Origin of the sequence: Cohnella endophytica (assembly GCF_003628305.1) — a bacterium.
In the GTDB taxonomy this organism is placed as follows: domain Bacteria; phylum Bacillota; class Bacilli; order Paenibacillales; family Paenibacillaceae; genus Cohnella; species Cohnella endophytica.
Map to the genome: position 1 here is coordinate 366,785 of NZ_RBZM01000006.1, position 16,458 is coordinate 383,242.

At 50.1% G+C, this 16,458-nt stretch carries 16 protein-coding genes; 11 read left to right on the forward strand and 5 right to left on the reverse strand.

Annotation, left to right across the window (positions count from 1 at the left end):
• Window positions 1-60: 60 nt before the first annotated feature.
• Both D7Z26_RS15340 and D7Z26_RS15345 read right to left on the reverse strand, forming a co-directional pair.
• Window positions 61-861, reverse strand: a complete 801-nt coding sequence (locus tag D7Z26_RS15340; protein WP_120977848.1) for a DUF4367 domain-containing protein — start codon at window positions 859-861, stop codon at window positions 61-63.
• On the reverse strand, window positions 854-1,429 hold the full coding sequence (locus tag D7Z26_RS15345; protein WP_120977849.1) for an RNA polymerase sigma factor: 576 nt from the start codon (window positions 1,427-1,429) through the stop codon (window positions 854-856). The genes D7Z26_RS15340 and D7Z26_RS15345 overlap by 8 nt, the downstream gene beginning before the upstream one ends.
• Window positions 1,430-1,644: 215 nt before the next feature.
• Between D7Z26_RS15345 and D7Z26_RS15350 the strand changes: the two genes are divergently transcribed.
• Window positions 1,645-2,328, forward strand: coding sequence for a TVP38/TMEM64 family protein (locus D7Z26_RS15350; protein WP_120977850.1), 684 nt, complete (start codon window positions 1,645-1,647; stop codon window positions 2,326-2,328).
• Here the strand turns inward: D7Z26_RS15350 and D7Z26_RS27500 are convergent.
• A complete protein-coding gene (locus tag D7Z26_RS27500) occupies window positions 2,299-3,126 on the reverse strand; it encodes a hypothetical protein (RefSeq protein WP_199731718.1) in 828 nt (275 codons plus the stop codon). The two genes, D7Z26_RS15350 and D7Z26_RS27500, sit on opposite strands and share 30 nt — an antisense overlap.
• Window positions 3,127-3,433: 307 nt before the next feature.
• Between D7Z26_RS27500 and D7Z26_RS15360 the strand changes: the two genes are divergently transcribed.
• The 6 genes from D7Z26_RS15360 to D7Z26_RS15385 all read left to right on the forward strand — a co-directional run bounded on the left by D7Z26_RS15360 (window position 3,434) and on the right by D7Z26_RS15385 (window position 9,671).
• On the forward strand, window positions 3,434-4,462 hold the full coding sequence (locus D7Z26_RS15360; protein WP_120977851.1) for a LacI family DNA-binding transcriptional regulator: 1,029 nt from the start codon (window positions 3,434-3,436) through the stop codon (window positions 4,460-4,462).
• A 137-nt stretch (window positions 4,463-4,599) separates the two neighbouring features.
• On the forward strand, window positions 4,600-5,949 hold the full coding sequence (locus D7Z26_RS15365) for an ABC transporter substrate-binding protein (RefSeq protein ID WP_120977852.1): 1,350 nt from the start codon (window positions 4,600-4,602) through the stop codon (window positions 5,947-5,949).
• 128 nt (window positions 5,950-6,077) lie between these two features.
• Window positions 6,078-6,977 (forward strand): carbohydrate ABC transporter permease, encoded by a 900-nt coding sequence (locus D7Z26_RS15370; RefSeq protein ID WP_233566940.1) that lies wholly within the window; start codon window positions 6,078-6,080, stop codon window positions 6,975-6,977.
• The gene (locus tag D7Z26_RS15375; RefSeq protein ID WP_120977854.1) at window positions 6,967-7,794 is read left to right on the forward strand and encodes a carbohydrate ABC transporter permease; all 828 of its coding nucleotides are present in this window, start codon (window positions 6,967-6,969) and stop codon (window positions 7,792-7,794) included. Before D7Z26_RS15370 ends, D7Z26_RS15375 begins: the two co-directional genes overlap by 11 nt.
• A gap of 45 nt (window positions 7,795-7,839) precedes the next feature.
• The gene (locus tag D7Z26_RS15380; protein ID WP_120977855.1) at window positions 7,840-8,934 is read left to right on the forward strand and encodes a Gfo/Idh/MocA family protein; all 1,095 of its coding nucleotides are present in this window, start codon (window positions 7,840-7,842) and stop codon (window positions 8,932-8,934) included.
• Complete coding sequence (locus D7Z26_RS15385) at window positions 8,931-9,671, forward strand: ThuA domain-containing protein (protein WP_120977856.1); 741 nt, start codon at window positions 8,931-8,933, stop codon at window positions 9,669-9,671. The genes D7Z26_RS15380 and D7Z26_RS15385 overlap by 4 nt, the downstream gene beginning before the upstream one ends.
• 167 nt (window positions 9,672-9,838) lie before the next feature.
• Here the strand turns inward: D7Z26_RS15385 and D7Z26_RS15390 are convergent, their stop codons facing one another.
• Entirely contained in the window at window positions 9,839-10,387 is a 549-nt protein-coding gene (locus D7Z26_RS15390; RefSeq protein WP_120977857.1) for a TetR/AcrR family transcriptional regulator, read from the reverse strand.
• Between the two features lie 187 nt (window positions 10,388-10,574).
• Between D7Z26_RS15390 and D7Z26_RS15395 the strand changes: the two genes are divergently transcribed.
• From D7Z26_RS15395 to D7Z26_RS15405, 3 genes are read left to right on the forward strand one after another with little or no spacing between them, the layout of a single operon-like run.
• Window positions 10,575-11,615, forward strand: a complete 1,041-nt coding sequence (locus tag D7Z26_RS15395) for an NAD(P)-dependent alcohol dehydrogenase (protein ID WP_120977858.1) — start codon at window positions 10,575-10,577, stop codon at window positions 11,613-11,615.
• Window positions 11,616-11,621: 6 nt separating this feature from the next.
• Entirely contained in the window at window positions 11,622-12,854 is a 1,233-nt protein-coding gene (locus D7Z26_RS15400) for a multidrug effflux MFS transporter (RefSeq protein WP_120977988.1), read from the forward strand.
• 22 nt (window positions 12,855-12,876) lie between these two features.
• Window positions 12,877-13,281: a (R)-mandelonitrile lyase gene (locus D7Z26_RS15405; RefSeq protein ID WP_120977859.1), complete on the forward strand. Its 405-nt coding sequence runs from the start codon at window positions 12,877-12,879 to the stop codon at window positions 13,279-13,281.
• Window positions 13,282-13,298: 17 nt separating this feature from the next.
• On the opposite strand, the gene D7Z26_RS15410 is transcribed toward D7Z26_RS15405, so the two are convergent.
• Window positions 13,299-14,177: an immunoglobulin-like domain-containing protein gene (locus D7Z26_RS15410; protein ID WP_120977860.1), complete on the reverse strand. Its 879-nt coding sequence runs from the start codon at window positions 14,175-14,177 to the stop codon at window positions 13,299-13,301.
• A 195-nt stretch (window positions 14,178-14,372) separates the two neighbouring features.
• Here D7Z26_RS15410 and D7Z26_RS15415 point away from each other — a divergent pair, with 195 nt between their 5' ends.
• On the forward strand, window positions 14,373-16,379 hold the full coding sequence (locus D7Z26_RS15415) for a peptidoglycan D,D-transpeptidase FtsI family protein (RefSeq protein ID WP_325050457.1): 2,007 nt from the start codon (window positions 14,373-14,375) through the stop codon (window positions 16,377-16,379).
• Window positions 16,380-16,458 lie beyond the last annotated feature (79 nt).

Sequence of the window (16,458 nt, forward strand, 5' to 3'; positions counted from 1 at the left end):
CGTTCACGGATGCGACGAAGCCGCCCGATAGAATCGGGCGGCTTCGTCGCGCTTGTTCGATTATTTGAACATATTCTCGTAGATCCGTATGACCTCTTCGCTCGGAAAGGGACAACTCATGGAGATGCCGACTCCGTCGACGAACACCTCCAGGTAAGTCCGATTTCCCGATGTCGTCAAAATGCCGGTAGCATTGCTTAATTTAATCGACTTTACCGTAACGCCTTCTGAGGCGCCACTATATCCGAAGCTTGGAAAATACTTGGCGTTGATCAATTGAAAGTACATAACGACGCCTTGTTTGTTCTCGAAGTTGTATCGGACTTGATCGGCTCTATCCCGTTTATTGAAGAAATCGATCGTGACATCCTTGAAGGAGACGCCTTCCGGGATGTAGTTAAACGTGGGCGCCCGAAATGAAAGCAGTTTGCTTGCTTGCTCTCTCGTGACCTTGGCAACGACCGCGTCCCCGACCTGCTCGACGTCAAGACCTTCGAAATAATCCGGGGGAGGAAGGGTTTTGGCATTGGACTCATCCTTGTCTTCGTCTCGGCCGAAAATGAAACCCATGATGCCCGAAGGGTATTCCATGAGGGTGGCGTACATGGGCTCGATTGCTCTAACCGCCCGGACGTTGCCGAATATCGCGGCGCCGACGAGGATGGAAGCGGCTACGATGGCTAGCTTAGACAGCCTCGAAATCATTCTCGTCCTCGAGCGTTGTTTGGCGATCCGATGCCGGACTTTCTGCCAGGATGGGCGGTGATCGACAATGGTTTGATCTTGAGGTTGCTCGACGGCGTTTTCGAAAGCGGCATCGAAAGAAGCGTCGAACAGACGGTCGAATTTCCCGTTACTCATCCCGTTTCCCCCAATCCATGTGCAGTTTTTTCTTCAGGAAAATCCGAGCTCTATGCAGTTTGTGTTTAACCGCGACCTCGGTATCCTGAATCTCGTGCGCGATTTCCTTATAGGACAATCCTTTTTTCCATTTGAGTTCGATGAGTTCCCGCTGCTCCGGCTTCATTCCCGAAAGATGCCGCGAGATTTGCTCCTCCAGCGATCGGGCTTCCACTTCCTGTTCGACGGACGCCGCAACCGCATGGGTGATCTTTCCTCCGTCCCAAGCGAGATCGAAGCTGATGTCTTTGCGGGATTTGCTGCTTTTGCGTATCTGGTTGATCGTAAGGTTTTTGGCGACGACCTTGATCCAGGCTTTCATATGTTCCTCGTTCTCGACGACGGGACACTTTCCAAGCGCGATCATGAACGTTTCTTGTATAATATCTTCCGTAGAGGAATGATCATTGATCATGAAGTTGATAGGCTTGTACAAATAATGATAAAACTCGCGGTAAATCTCTTCCTGCAGCGATTGGTTTAATTTATGGAAACCGGAGCCGAGCAGAAGAAGCAAATTAGCTTGCATGGAAAGATTCACCTAATTTCGACGTTGGGATTCATGTGAAGGTCGTAAGACTCTCTATCAGTGTAGTCGAAATAGCAGGGAGAGAGAAGCAGTAATTTTACAATAACACCGGATATTTGAAAAAGTTGCCGTTCTTCGGACGCATCGTTATATTCTACTCGCTAGTGTCCGATAATGAGAGCATTTGGGGCAATTAGAGGAAGGGGCATGTTCGCTTGCGTCGTGCAACGTTGTTGAAAATTTCGGCGGCAGCCGCGATCGTAGCCTTATTGCTATGGATTGACTTTACGTATATTAAAGCAAACCCGGAATCGATACGCCAATGGGTGTTGTCGTTCGGATGGATGGCGCCTTCGCTGTATATCGGAATATATATCGTGAGGCCGTTCGTCTTGTTTCCGGCGTCGGTCTTATCGATGGCGGGAGGACTAGCGTTCGGAACGTGGTTCGGCATGGCGTATACGTTGGTCGGGGCGGTGACCGGAGCGGTTCTGTCCTTCTTGTTCGCGAGGAAAATCGGAGCCGGTTTCTTCCGGGGGAAAGAGGATCCCAGATTGGGGAAAATCGAAAGAGCGATGCAACGTCGCGGGTTCATTATGGTTCTTATGCTGCGAATCGCTCCGTTCGTTCCGTTCGACTTGGTGAGTTATGCCGCCGGCGTGGCGCGGGTGCGACTCAAGGCTTTTCTCCCGGCGACGATCATCGGCACGCTGCCGGGTACGTTCGCTTATAATTTCCTTGGCTCGAGCTTGAGCGAAGGAAGCTGGCAAGATATCGCGATCGCGGGCTGTGTGTTCGCGGTCGCCCTAGCCATTCCCTTCCTGTTCCGCCGCAAGGTGGAACAGGAAGTGGAAGAGAACGGGGGCGATCTAGAGGGGGATGGGGATCGCGCCTCCTGAGGTTAGAATCAGCTCCAAGCTGACGAAGCTTCCGGGATCCGCGGGTGCGTCGAGCAACGTTTGCGGGATAACTCGGCCGTTATAACGAAGTTGCGCAACCGTTTGTCCGCCGATGGGGATACCGGCTACGCTACTGATGTATCCGTCTGGCCCGAAGCCGACGACCCCTGTCGATACAAGCGCAAGACGGATCGTAATACCCGGATAGAAGGGAATGTAATTCGTGAAATTGATAGTCGGAAACGCCGCTCCTCCGATAATACGGACGGTGATAAACGACTGCTGAGGCGGAAAAGGCTGCGGCCCGGGAATCGGGACCGGAATGGGGACTGGGACTGGAATCGGTACCGGGAACGGTCCTGGACCTGGCGGAAACGGCCCTAACCCTGGCGGGAATGGTCCCGGCCCAGGCGGGAAATGTCCCGGACCTGGCGGGAAATGTCCCGGTCCCGGAGGAAACGGACCATGCCCTGGCTGGGAATGTCCAGGTCCATGAGGAGTCTTTCCCGGTCCGTGGCCCCCATGGCCGCCGCCGGGCATTCTGCCCTTAAAGTTGCGTTCTTGCGGGAATACCCACCAAGGAATCGGACGGATTACCGCGGGTTCTTGCTGTTCTTCGTTTTGGTGCAGACGCACGACGTCTTGTTTGGGCGCATCTTTCTTCAAACCCTTGCCGGAAGCGATGGGTTTCGATTGAGTTTGCGAGGCGTGCGGTTGACGCGACGAAAGCTTCGCTGTCGGATCGGCCGTTGCTTTGCGCATAAGCGGCTTGGCTACCTGCGATCTTAACTTCGGCATCTCTGTTCCTCCTTCGACCATAGGCATACAACTGATAATGCAGGATATGCGCCCAGCCTATTTCAGGTGCAATGCCTAGGAACGCCCCCTCGATGGCAGTCGAGGGTTTGTTTGCATACTCGCACGTTTTCCAATCAAGTTAATCGGTTAATCTAAGTTAACGCTGTTAACGTTACAAAAAACAAAAATAACCTCTTGTAATCGCTTTATTTCCGACATATAATCATCGCATAAGGTTAAACGCTTAAACTAAATTCATCGCAGCACCCTAAATGCGAGCGATGAATACTCGAAGCAGGTGACGAACATGAAACGGATTACGATTCGGGATGTATCCGAGAGGGCGGGAGTCTCGACGGCCGCGGTATCCTACGTATTGAACGGACGAGAAGGGAAGGTGTCGTCCGAGACGGTAGCCAAAGTGCGAAAAGCCGTCGAAGATCTCAACTATATCCCTGATTTCTCCGCGCGAAGCTTAGCGAATAACAAGTCGAAGCTCATCGGCGTCGTTATCCCCCAGACGGAAGACCGCAAGCAGCTGCTGCTTCAGAATCCGTTCTACTCGGAGCTGATCTGCGGCATCGAAGCCCGGCTTCGGCAATCCGGATTCCATATGATCCTCTCCGGCGTCGAGAAGGGAGAAGGGTACCTGGACACTTCGATGCAACGAAACTTGGATGGGGCGATCATTACCGGCATCTACCAGGAGAGCTTCTACGAGGATTTGAAGAAGGTGAGGATGCCGATCGTGCTCGTCGACAGCTACGTGTACGACAGTCATTTCCACGTGGTAGGCATCGACGACGAGTTGGGAGGCTACTTGGCGACGCGGCATTTCATCGAGAACGGGCATACGAATATCGCGCTCGTAACGGGATTGATTCGCAAGGACGGAGTCGTGGAGAAAAGATTTCTCGGATATAAGCGGGCATTAAAGGAAGCCGGCCTGTTCTACAATCCGGATCATGTGTTCGAGCATTCGGTCACTTACGAATACGGGCAAGAAGCGGCGCGGCTCATCGCGACGAAATATCCGGAGATTACCGCGGTGTTCGCCACGAGCGACCTTATGGCGATGGGAGTCATGCAAGGGGTTCGCGACGAAGGCAAAGAAGTGCCGGAACATATATCGGTTATCGGTTTCGACGATATTTCCGTCGCGCGAATGTGTACGCCGCCGCTCACCACGATTAAGCAAGACGCGATTGCCAAAGGAATCATGGCCGCGGAACGTTTGTTGGCGGCGATAGAAAACCCGGATGCCGAGCATTCCGAGAACCTTATGGTTATGCCCTTGTCTCTCATAGAACGCAATACCGTGCGCAAGCTGCCGTAACGGCGGCGATGCATTGATTTTACGACAGGGGATCATCGGGGAGGTGGTTGCGGCACCCATAAGGCTTGTTTTCGGAATTCGGAATAGAGTTTTACAGAAACAAGTGATTTCTCATCATTCCTAAGGAGAGGGTTCGAATGTTGAAGAAAAGCGGGGCAATCCTGCTGCTAGCCACCATGATGGTCTTAAGCGCATGCGGTTCTAACAAAAACAATAATCAAGAAAGCAGTTCGGCGCCGCCGTCGGAATCCGCGTCTACGTCGCCATCCGCGTCCCCGTCGGATTCGCCTTCCCCGTCGAAGGATCCGGTTACGATCAAGTTGATGATGTACACGGCGAACGGACAAGAGGAAACGCTCAAGGGCATCGTCGACGCGTTCCAAGCCGCCAATACGGACGTGAAGGTCGATTACGAGGTCGTTCCTTACGCCGATTATGACACGAAACTGACTACGCTGCTGGCCAGCGGAAGCGAACCGGATCTGTTCGAGGTCGGATACGAGAATTTCAGAACGTACGCGGCGAAGGACTTGCTGCTGGATCTGACACCGACGATCGCGGCGGATTCGTCCTTCAAGCCGGAAGTCTACAAGAAGCTGGCCTATGACGCCTTTAACTATAACGGCAAACAGATGGGCGTTACGCACAGTTTCTCGGATGTCGTGCTCTTCTATAATAAGGATTTGTTCGACGCCAAAGGAATGAAGTATCCGGATGCTTCCTGGACTTGGAAAGAAGAGTTGGAAGCCGCGGAGAAATTGACCGATGCCAAAAATGGCATTTGGGGAACATATGCGCCGATTCAATTCTACGAATTCTACAAAACGATCGTCCAGAACGGCGGCGGAATGTTCGACGCAAATGGCAAGCCGACGGTCAACAGCCCGGCTAACGTGCAAGCGCTTCAATGGATGATCGATAAGGCAAGTAAATACAAAGTATCGCCCGCGCTTAACGACGATACGTTTAATCAGCCGGATGCCGACTTGAACGCGTTCAAAGAAGGAAAGCTGGCGATGGCTCGTTTCGGAATCTGGAATTTCAACGGGTTCAAGGACACGGCTTTCAAATGGGATATCGCGTTGGAACCAGGGCAAACGCAGAAAGCCCATCACTTCTTCGCCGACGGTCTCGTAGCCTCGAAAAATACGAAAAACGCGGACGCGGCTTGGAAATTCATGAAATTCATCTCCAGCGATCCTGCCGCCGTCAACCTGCGAATCTCCGCGGGGTGGAGCGTACCGGCCGTGGCCGACGAAACGATCATGGACGCGTATTATAAACAAACGCCTCCGGACTCGAAGAAAGTCGTGTCGGAAGCGTTGGATTCGCTCGTGTTGCCACCGGTCGGTCCTAAGCCGGAAAAATGGAACGAACTTAAGAGCGCCGTAGGCGATGAGCTGGACAAAGCGAAGCTTGGAAGAGTGAGCGCGCAGAAGGCGCTTGACGCCGCACAGAAAAAGGTTGAGGAACTGCTCGGCAGCTAATCCTAACGCTATCGGCTTTATCCAGCACGAATTCGGAGGAGGGACAATGGTATGGCCTTACGATTGTCCCTTCTCCGTCTATTCTATAACCCTGCCGAGGTTTCGTATAGAGGTAGGGCGAAAGGAAAATGCGAATGGTAGGACAACGCAAATGGAATCGCCGACTCGCCGTCCTCGTGTTTTTGTCCCCCGCGCTGCTCGGGCTCTTGGCATTCCAACTGCTGCCGATGGTTTCTTCGGTCGTCATCAGCTTCTCCGATTGGGACTTGCTCACCAAATGGACCCATATTCGGTTCATCGGATGGGACAATTACGCGAATATTTTCAAAGACGAGAAATCTTACACTTCAATAAAGAACGTATTTTATTTCCTGATCGGTTACATGCCGGCGATCACGATCTTAGGGACATTGTTCGCCGTGCTACTTAATCGCAATATTCGGGGAATCAAGTTGTACCGCGCCGCGGTATTCGTCCCCGTGATTACTTCGTGGGTCGCCGTCTCGATCGTATGGAGATGGTTGCTGAACGGACAAAGCGGCCTTGTGAATTACTTGTTGTCGCGGGTAGGGATTGACGGGCCGATATGGCTCCAGGATGACCATTGGGCGCTGATCGCGATTATCGCGGTAACGCTGTGGAAGGATATCGGTTTCGTCTCCATTATTTTGCTGGCAGGCTTGCAGGATATCTCCGAGGACTACTATGAAGCAGCCGACCTGGACGGGGCGTCGGCATGGAGCAAGCTATGGCGGATTACGGTTCCGATGCTTTCCCCGACCTTGTTCTTCGTCATTACGATTTCGTTGATCAATTCCTTTCAATTGTTCGACCAGGTGCTCATCATGACGAACGGCGGACCTGCGGGAGCTACGAGCACGATCGTCGAGCAAGTGTACAAGAACGCTTTCCAATTCAATAAAATGGGCTTTGCCGCCGCGCAATCTTGGGTGCTGTTCGTCATTATTTTTACGGTAACCATGATCGTGCAACGCCTTCAACGGAGGTGGGTCGTCTATGACAGATAACCGATCGATGCTCAAGAACGCCTTGACCCACTTGATCTTGATCGCTACGGCCATAATTCTCGTCTTCCCGTTCGTATGGATGGTTTCGGGCGCCTTCAAGGCGAAGCTAGAAGCGGTCAAGATGCCGCCTCAGTTGCTGCCGTCCCATTGGAACTTCGATAACTTCAAACTGATCGAGCATTATTTTCCGTTATACCGTTTCTTGTATAACAGCGTTGCCGTCGCGATCGCCACGACGATCTTGCAACTGTTCATCTGCGCGATGGCCGCTTACGTCTTCGCCAAGATTCCGTTCAAGGGCAGGAATGTGCTGTTCGTTCTTTTCCTGACGACGATGATGATCCCGAGCCAAGTGACGTTAGTGCCTTTGTTCATCCTATTCTCGCAGACGAATTTGATAGATACGTACGCCGGGCTCATATTGCCGGGAATCTTCAGCGCGTACGGGACGTTCCTGATGCGGCAGAACATCATGACCATTCCGAACGAGCTGCTGGAAGCCGCCTTCATGGACGGGGCGTCCTATTACAAAGTATTCCGCACCGTTATTCTGCCGCTCGTCAAACCGACTCTTGCCGCCCTTACGATTTTCGCGTTCATGAGTTCCTGGAACAATTTCCTGTGGCCGCTCATCGCGACTAACAGCAAGGAATTAATGACGTTGCCGCTCGGTCTTAGCAAGCTGCAGGGCAAGTGGTCGACGGAATGGAACGTTCTTATGGCTGGCAACGTCGTCAGCTTCATCCCGATTTTCATCGTTTATCTTTTCGCGCAACGTTATTTCATTAAAGGGATGACGATGACCGGTATCAAATAAAATCCAATTACTTGTCCGCTATGCGGCCTAGCTGGGGGAATTCAGATGAAGGAAATACGACTTGGATTAATCGGTCTCGGAGGAATGGCCAACGTTCACGCCGAGCAGCTCGAAGGAATCGAAGGCGCTTCTATTACCGCCATATGCGATCGCGATCCCGAGAGAGTCGCGGAATGGGGAACTAAGCTGGGCATCGACGAAAGCGCACGATATTCCGAGCCCGAAGAGCTTATCCGGAACGCGGACGTAGACGGCGTGTTATCGATTACTCCCAATAACGCGCATTATGAAATCCTGCGGCTTTGTTTGCTCCACGGCATGCCGATCATGACGGAGAAACCTTTTACGCGGACATTCGAGGAAGCCGAGGCGCTACTGGAGCTTTCGAACAATCATGATACGACATGCATGTTGGGATTTTCTTACCGGTATACTCCGTCGTTCCGCATGGCGAGGGAAATGATCCGCGATGGCAAAATCGGCACCGTGCGGCATGTTTTTCTCCAGTATTTGCAACAGTGGGGAGGTCCATTGTTCCAGACGAAAATGAATTGGCGTATGGACAAGTCGATTACCGGTACGGGGACGCTTGGCGACCTTGGCTCGCACATGATCGATGCCGCACGTTTCTTGATAGGGGAGCCGATCGAAGTATCCGCCTTGATGAGCTCGTTGATCACGGAACGCGAAGATCCCGTCACCGGTGCTCCGGTTCCAGTGGATATCGACGACTTCGCCGCTTTCGTCGCTGTATTGGAGCCCGGAGTTCCGGCCGTCTTCCAAACTTCGCGGAATGCCTACGGCAGCCAGAATCAATTCGAAATTTCGGTGTACGGAGATACGGGATCGCTCAGAATGGGATGGGAATACGGGGAAACGCTGCATTGGACGCATCCGGACGACCAAGGCGCCGAGGTCAGGGAACAATTGCAAGTTCCCGACGCTTATAAGCTGAAGCAGATGCAGGATTTCGTCGATCTGCTGCGAGGACAATCGAGGGAAGAGACGGCGACGCTTCGCGACGGATACCGCAATCAACGAGCATTGGAAGCGGTAGTGCAAGCCTACGAAAGCAAAAAAGCGGTAACGGTAGATGAGGTCGGCGGCAAAGCCGAAACGACGATAGAGGTGAAATCATGAGCGGATCTGCGGGCGTAAAAGTCACGGTCTGGAACGAGTATCGGCATGAGCGTAACGACGAGCAGGTAAAGGCGGTTTATCCGGAAGGCATTCATGAAGCGCTGCGAAGCGGGCTTTCGTCTTTCGGGTATGAGGTCGGCACCGCGACGTTGGACGAACCTGAGCATGGACTGACGGTGGAGAAGTTAAACGACACCGACGTATTGATCTGGTGGGGGCACCAAGCGCACGACGAGGTCGACGACGCAATCGTGCAACGGGTTCAGGAGCGCGTGCTTCAAGGCATGGGGCTGATCGTGCTGCATTCCGGCCATTACTCCAAAATATACAAGAAGCTGATGGGGACGTCATGTGCGTTGAAGTGGCGGGAAGCCGACGAGAAGGAACGCTTGTGGGTTGTGAAGCCGTCCCATCCGATCGTAGCGGGATTGCCGGAATACATCGAACTGGAAGAGGAAGAGATGTACGGGGAACACTTTGACATTCCCGACCCCGACGACCTCGTTCTCGTAAGCTGGTTCGAGGGCGGCGAAGTGTTCCGCAGCGGCGTCACCTACTCCCGGGGGCAGGGGAAAATCTTCTATTTCCGCCCGGGGCACGAGACGTATCCGACCTACTACCGGGAACCTGTATTGCGAATTATCGCGAACGCGGTGAAATGGGCGGCTGAGGAACGAGGGGCATCACCTTATTACGGAAACGCCAAGCCTCTTGAAACGATCGTTGCGAAGAAATAAAAAAAGTGGGCTTGCGGCCGTTAGCCGCAAGCCCGAGATATATTATTGAAAAGGGGGGTCATGTATGTATTGTAACCCCCTTACATGAAGAGAAGATGAAGGCGATATTACGGTTCCATTACAAATGTTGAATGAATCAGCGACAGTCGCGTAAACCGCATAGTTAATTACAAACTTCTACCCAACAACACCCCGACTTGTTTGGCCATATCCTTAGCCGTATAGGGCATACCATTCCTAATCCACCACTCAATAACGCCCACATATGCTGTTCCGGCATATTGCAGCATTACATCCTCCATTAACCCCGTGTTTTTTCCGCTCTCTCTGTCGATCTCGCCTTTGAATCCTTCCATAAATGAGGCAAGAAGCCGCGCTCTGAAAGATGACGGAGCTTCTTTGCTTGCTAACATAGTGGAATAAAACAAATAATTTTTCTCGAAAAATTCAAAGTAAGGTACAAGCGCGTCATTCCATTCCATCTCGCAAGCCCAACTATTCATCTCTCCTAGCTCATTAAGGTGTGATTCGATTAGCTTATCCAATAAATCAAATTTGTCCTGGTAATGAAGATAAATGGTTCCGCGATTTAAGTTTGCCCGTTCGGCAATATCCTGAATGGTAATGTCATCGAATTTTTTTTCGGCCATCAGTTCGATAACGGCTTTTTTTAAAGATTCCTGCGTTTTAAGAATTCTCCGATCCACTTTCGCCATCGTTTTTTCACCAACTCTCCAAGATAGTTAACACTTTTAGAAATTGTGTTGATATATCAACAAATCGCGTTTCTTTAACCATTGAATTGTCGGAACTAAATATATAATAATGGACACATGTTGATTAATCAAATCGATTCGATTAAACATCATAATTTGATTGTAGGAAAGAAGGGAACAATGCCCTATGTGCAAAACAAGCGTTCTAAGTGTTTCTGCAGCTAAAGCGCCGTTCAAGAAGTCAACGATAGAAAGGCGACAATTACGTCCGGATGACGTCTCGATCGATATTAAGTTTAGCGGCATTTGCCATTCCGATATCCATAGTGCACATGGAGACTGGGCCGGAGGGATTTTCCCGATGGTGCCTGGCCATGAAATCACTGGTATTGTAAAGGCAGTAGGGGAAAGAGTTACGAAGTTTACCGTAGGCGACCGAGTCGGGGTAGGCTGCTATGTGGACTCTTGCGGAAAGTGCGAATACTGTCTCCGAGGAGAGGAACAGTATTGTGCCAAAGGCTATGTAGCCACCTATAACTCCTTGGATTACGAAGGCAATCCAACTTACGGCGGTTACAGCCAGAACATTGTCGTTAAGGAAAGTTTCGTTGTGCATATCCCGGATGGTATGGAATTAGACGTAGCCAGTCCGCTTTTGTGCGCCGGAATTACAACGTACTCTCCTTTGAAACGCTGGAATGCCGGCCCGGGAAAAAGGGTAGCGATTCTCGGAATGGGGGGTCTTGGCCATGTGGCGATTCAGTTTGCGCATGCGATGGGGGCGGAAGTGACCGTCTTAAGCCGAGCGAAAAATAAAGAAAACGAAGCTTTGAGATTTGGAGCAGATCATTACTTTTCAACGCTTGATCCAGAAACCTTTAACGCGTTGGCCGGTCGTTTCGATCTGATTCTTAACACCGTGTCTGCCAGCATCGACGTTGATTTGTATTTATCGCTACTTCGCGTAGACGGAACGCTTGTTAATGTCGGCGCACCGGCTGAACCAAGCCAATATCACGTGTTCTCCTTAATCTTGAGTCGCCGCAGTATTGCAGGCTCCTTAGTCGGCGGACTTCCGGAGACGCAAGAGATGCTTGATTTTGCTGCAGAGCATGGCATTGCTCCGCAAATCGAAGTAATCCGTGCCGAGCAAGTAGACGAAGCCTATGAGCGAATTTTGCACAGTGACGTGCGTTACCGATTCGTTATCGATATATCCACATTATAAATGCGAATGGACGATAGATTTAAAAATCATTCGCTTCGTTTAGCCCTGATTCTTGCCGCGTTTTCCGCTTTGGGTCCATTTACGGTCGATATGTATCTTTCATCGCTTCCGCAGATTATGGAGTATTTCCAAACTAACGCATCTTCGATTCAAGCTAGCTTGACCGCCAGTTTACTTGGATTAGGCTTAGGTCAAATGATAATGGGTCCTTTAAGCGATCGTTACGGACGACGAACGCCATTGATGATCGCAATGACCTTTTATATTATTTCTTCAGTCTGTTGTGCTTTCGTACATCATATCGAATTGTTTATCGCATTACGATTCATTCAAGGGATTGCCGCTTCGGCCGGACTCGTGATTTCCCGTGCAGTTGCACGTGACAGATATAGCGGCGTGGAAATGACGAAGTTTATTTCTCTGCTTACGACAATCAGCAATGTGGCGCCCTTAATTTCCCCGAATGCCGGAAGCGCGGTGACATCTTTCAGTTCGTGGGTTGTTGTGTTTGTATTTCTGGGTATGTTGGGAATGTTATTAACGGCAATCACAATATGGGGGTTAGACGAAAGTTTACCTGCAACGAATCGAGTCCAAGGGAACGCTCTGGCATTACTGAAGAACTACAAACGATTGTTTCGTGATAAGACGTTTATGGGATTTGCCCTAGTTAACGGAATATTATTCGCAGGTGTATTTGCCTTCGTTGCGGGAACTCCGTTTATATACCAGAACATTTTCGGTGTGTCTCCGCAATTATTTTCAGTCCTGTTCGCAATGAATGGTCTTGCTATTATGATAGGATCGCAAATCGTAAAAAGAGCAGCCGGACGGTTCACTGACCGCTTTATCTTGCGAGTAGGATTAACGTTATCCTTGATTTCTACTTTGGCGATCCTGATTGCGGTTCTTTCGAAGGGATCCTTATCGTCGATAATTGTTTCTCTGTTCTTATTTGCTTTATCGATCGGGATTATTGGACCTGTTTCGGTTACGCTAGCGATGGAATCGCATGGACAAATCGCGGGTAGCGCGTCAGCCGTGCTCGGCACCTTTCAATATGCGCTAGGCGCAATTACTTCGCCTCTCGTGGGGATCGCGGGCGAGCATTCGGCTATCCCTTTCGGAATCGTTATGTTTGCGACCAGCATTCTGGCCATCGGTTCCTATTTGGTTTTCATAAGAAAGGAAGAGCTAATTAGCGATGGCGGCAACAACTCGATAATAAAAAATACGTAACTCAAGCGGAGGGATTTAGAACATGGAAATCAGAAAAATCGGATCGCAACCTTCAGGGAAAGGACCAGCCGATTATTTTACGGGCACGGTTCGCATTGATCCGTTAATTGAGGCATCGGATCCTGCACGGGTAGCTGCTGCAAGCGTGACGTTCGAGCCTCGTGCAAGGACAGCATGGCATACTCATCCACTGGGTCAGACGCTGATCGTAACTGCGGGAAAAGGAAGGGCTCAACGTTGGGGCGGCCCGATCGAGGAAATCAGTCCCGGTGACGTGGTTTGGTTCCCTCCAGGGGAGAAACATTGGCACGGAGCATCGCCGACCACGGCAATGACCCATACCGCGATTCAAGAACGTCTTGACGGCAAGGCGGTAGAATGGTTGGAAAAAGTCAGCGACGAACAATATGGTGAGAATGAACAGTAAATAATGCACAAATTCATTCAGTCCTCGACCTTAAAATCCGCAGCCAATTTTACTGATAAATCGGTCATGTATCCTTTGAATTGTTTTACGATCCGATAATCTCCAGGTTTAAGCTTCCGCGGAAAACTAACCTCCTCCTGGTGTGTTAGGCCTGGCTTCATACTGAACCCGATTGCCGGAACGGGACGATCATCGGGTATTAGCTTCCAGCCGTCAGAAACTTTTTGATAAATCCCATAACCATAGCCGAAATAAAGATCGGTTGGACCGGCATTATAAAGAGATAGCTCCGTTTGATCAGATCCGTGGAGCGAACGTTTTATGGTAAGGCGAGCGTTGAGTTCATTCGGCGGTACGAAAAAGGTCGTTATAAACGTATCCTCTACAACACCCTCCGGTGAGACGATTTCTATGCTGAGGAGATAGTTTACGTTCGGCTGTTTTGGGGTGTCGTATGAAAAATCAAGACGACCGTCAAGCGAATTGTTGATGTCAGCCACATACTCTGTAATTAGTTGAAGTCGTTGTCCGTCTTCGTTCCGGCTTGTAATTTGAAAACGCACGGACCGCCCCTCGGGAATCTTGCCTAAAGCAGCTCCTACTTTGCTTCCCGCCTCCGTATCTCCTTCAGTGATAGAAGTTATGAGATTGAATCCGTTCTCTCCCTCAAACCACTTACCTGTCTTGGGCTGGTAATCGCTAGCGGCAGATAGTGCCCGTTCACGAGAGAGCTTGGCGGAAACAATTACTTTATCCGGATTGCCTACAGAATCAGTTAAATGGGCAACAGTCTCATCAATGATTACAGAAGGAACGCTCTCCGACTGCGGGCTTGATTTATTTTCGCATCCTAACAAAACAAATCCGAATGCAAAGATCATTAGAAGCTTTCGCAAAAAAATCCCCCCCTTTCTCTATAGACGGCTCAATTATGTAAAAGTTACCCTTATTATTAAGGAGCTTGCTTCGATGCAGCTCCTTTTTTGTAAAACAATAATCTGTAAAATATGGAACTTTTCCTTTGCAATATCGTCTTATTACAAAATAACCTTCAGGAGTCTTTACGGCTCAAAATCTATGAGGTGTACTCAGTGAGCAAAAAAATGATGACAGAAGAAGCTCAGAAGCGAGCGTTAAGCAATCGTAGACACTTCAGCTTTCGTTTGAATGTCTTTTTCTTTGTTACCTTTTTTGTTTTTTCCCTATTAATCGTTCGTTTGGCATATTTGCAATTCGTAGAGGGAGATGCCCTACGGGCAAAGGAACACGAGAACGGCTCGAAAGGAATCCCGGTTCCCCCCATCCGGGGCGATATCTACGATTCAGTTGGCAATGCGATCGCTTATTCGGTTTCCACGCAATCCCTTTACTACACGCCGCTTGATTTGAAGATAAAAGCGGACGAAGGAATGGCTTTGGCAGCAAAAATGGTCGACATTTTCAATGATCTTGGCAATAAGTCCGAGAATCCGCTCACGGTAGAAAAAGTGTTCGACAACATGGATTTGAAAAGCCGCGTCCATTCCGCTTTTCATCCACGAAGAATCAAAACAGGACTTACTAAAGAAGAAATCGCGTATTTCTCAGAGCATCGGAACGAGTTTAAGGGAATCGAAGTTATTGAGGAGAGCATTCGACAATACAGCAAAGACAATATCGCGGTCCAATTAGTCGGGTATACGAAGAAGTTAAGCGGCGCAGTAGGGAGTATCGATAAATACAAAGGCATTAACGACAATCAGACGGACGAAGCGCTGAAGTACGTGGAGACAGAACAAGTCGGGGTCGATGGACTGGAGCTGTTGTATCAGGACGAGCTGAGAGGCCGCAACGGTCTCAAAGAGTTTCCGATTAACAAAGACAGTCTAATCATTGGCCCGATGAAGCTGACTAAGCCGATTAAAGGCCATAATCTTTACTTAACGATTAACACCAAAATTCAGCTAATCGCGCAACAAGCGATCATGGATCAGATTCAGGAAATTCGTACCACGCCAAATGAATTTCAAAAAGATTCTCATCCAACAACAGGCTATGCCGTTGCCATGGAGGTAAAGACGGGGAAGGTAGTCGCCATGGCCAGCATGCCGGATTACGATCCATCCTTGTGGCAAGGCGGGATTAGCGAAAAGGATTGGGAGTCCGTTCAATATTTTATGAGCAATGGAACGATCAGGGACGTACAGCCTCCCTATGCAGATGACAAGGAACGTAGTATTCATCCTTCCTCATTCGTTAACTTAGGATCCACACAGAAACCGCTGTCTGTTCTAGTTGGGTTAAACGAGAAGCTAATTACCCCAGAATCGACTTTCCTGGATAAGGGGTATTTCGCATTCGGCGGTAAAGGGCATGAGACGCAGGTTAATAATGCCAGCCAAGCAATGAATGGTATATTGAAGCCGACCATGGCCATCGCCAAATCATCTAACGCATTCATGGCGGGGATGATTGGTAATGCGCTGTATTTACGGGATGGTCCTAAGGGCGTGGATATTTGGGATGGCTACATGAAGCAATTTGGTCTTGGCGTCACCACGGGAAGCGAGCTGCCCAACGAATCCAAAGGCAAGACGAACTACTATGAGGAAATTAAATCGGGGAGTGCGCAATCGGCTCTGATCTATGCTTCGTTCGGCCAGCAAGCCAAGTATTCTACGTTGCAGCTCGCTCAATACGCGGCAACGCTCGCTAGCCATGGCAAGAGATTGAAGCCCCAGTTCGTAAATGAGATCAAGGATGCCGACGGGAAACTCGTTCAATCCTATCAAAGCAAAGTACTGAATACAATCCACTTTCCCGATTCCTATTGGAAAACGATTGAAGACGGGATGGCGCTCGTTAAAGTAAAGGGCTTCGACGATTTCGGCTATAACTTCTATCGGAAGACCGGAACGTCGCAGCAGGATGTCGGAAGTCGCAAGAAAGTGGAGAACGCGGTATTCATCGCTTACGCGCCTGCGGAAGACCCGGTCTTGGCTGTCGCGGTCGTTGTACCGGACGGCGGTTACGGCGGGTATGCCGCAGCTCCGATAGCGCGTAAAATCTTCGATGCTTATGATTCCGAGATCGGCTTAATGGGAACGCCCCGCAAGTAAATCGCTAGAATCTCTGTTGACGATCCGATGACTCGTTTGCTACAATGTCCCCCATCAAATAGGAAAAGGATGAGGACGA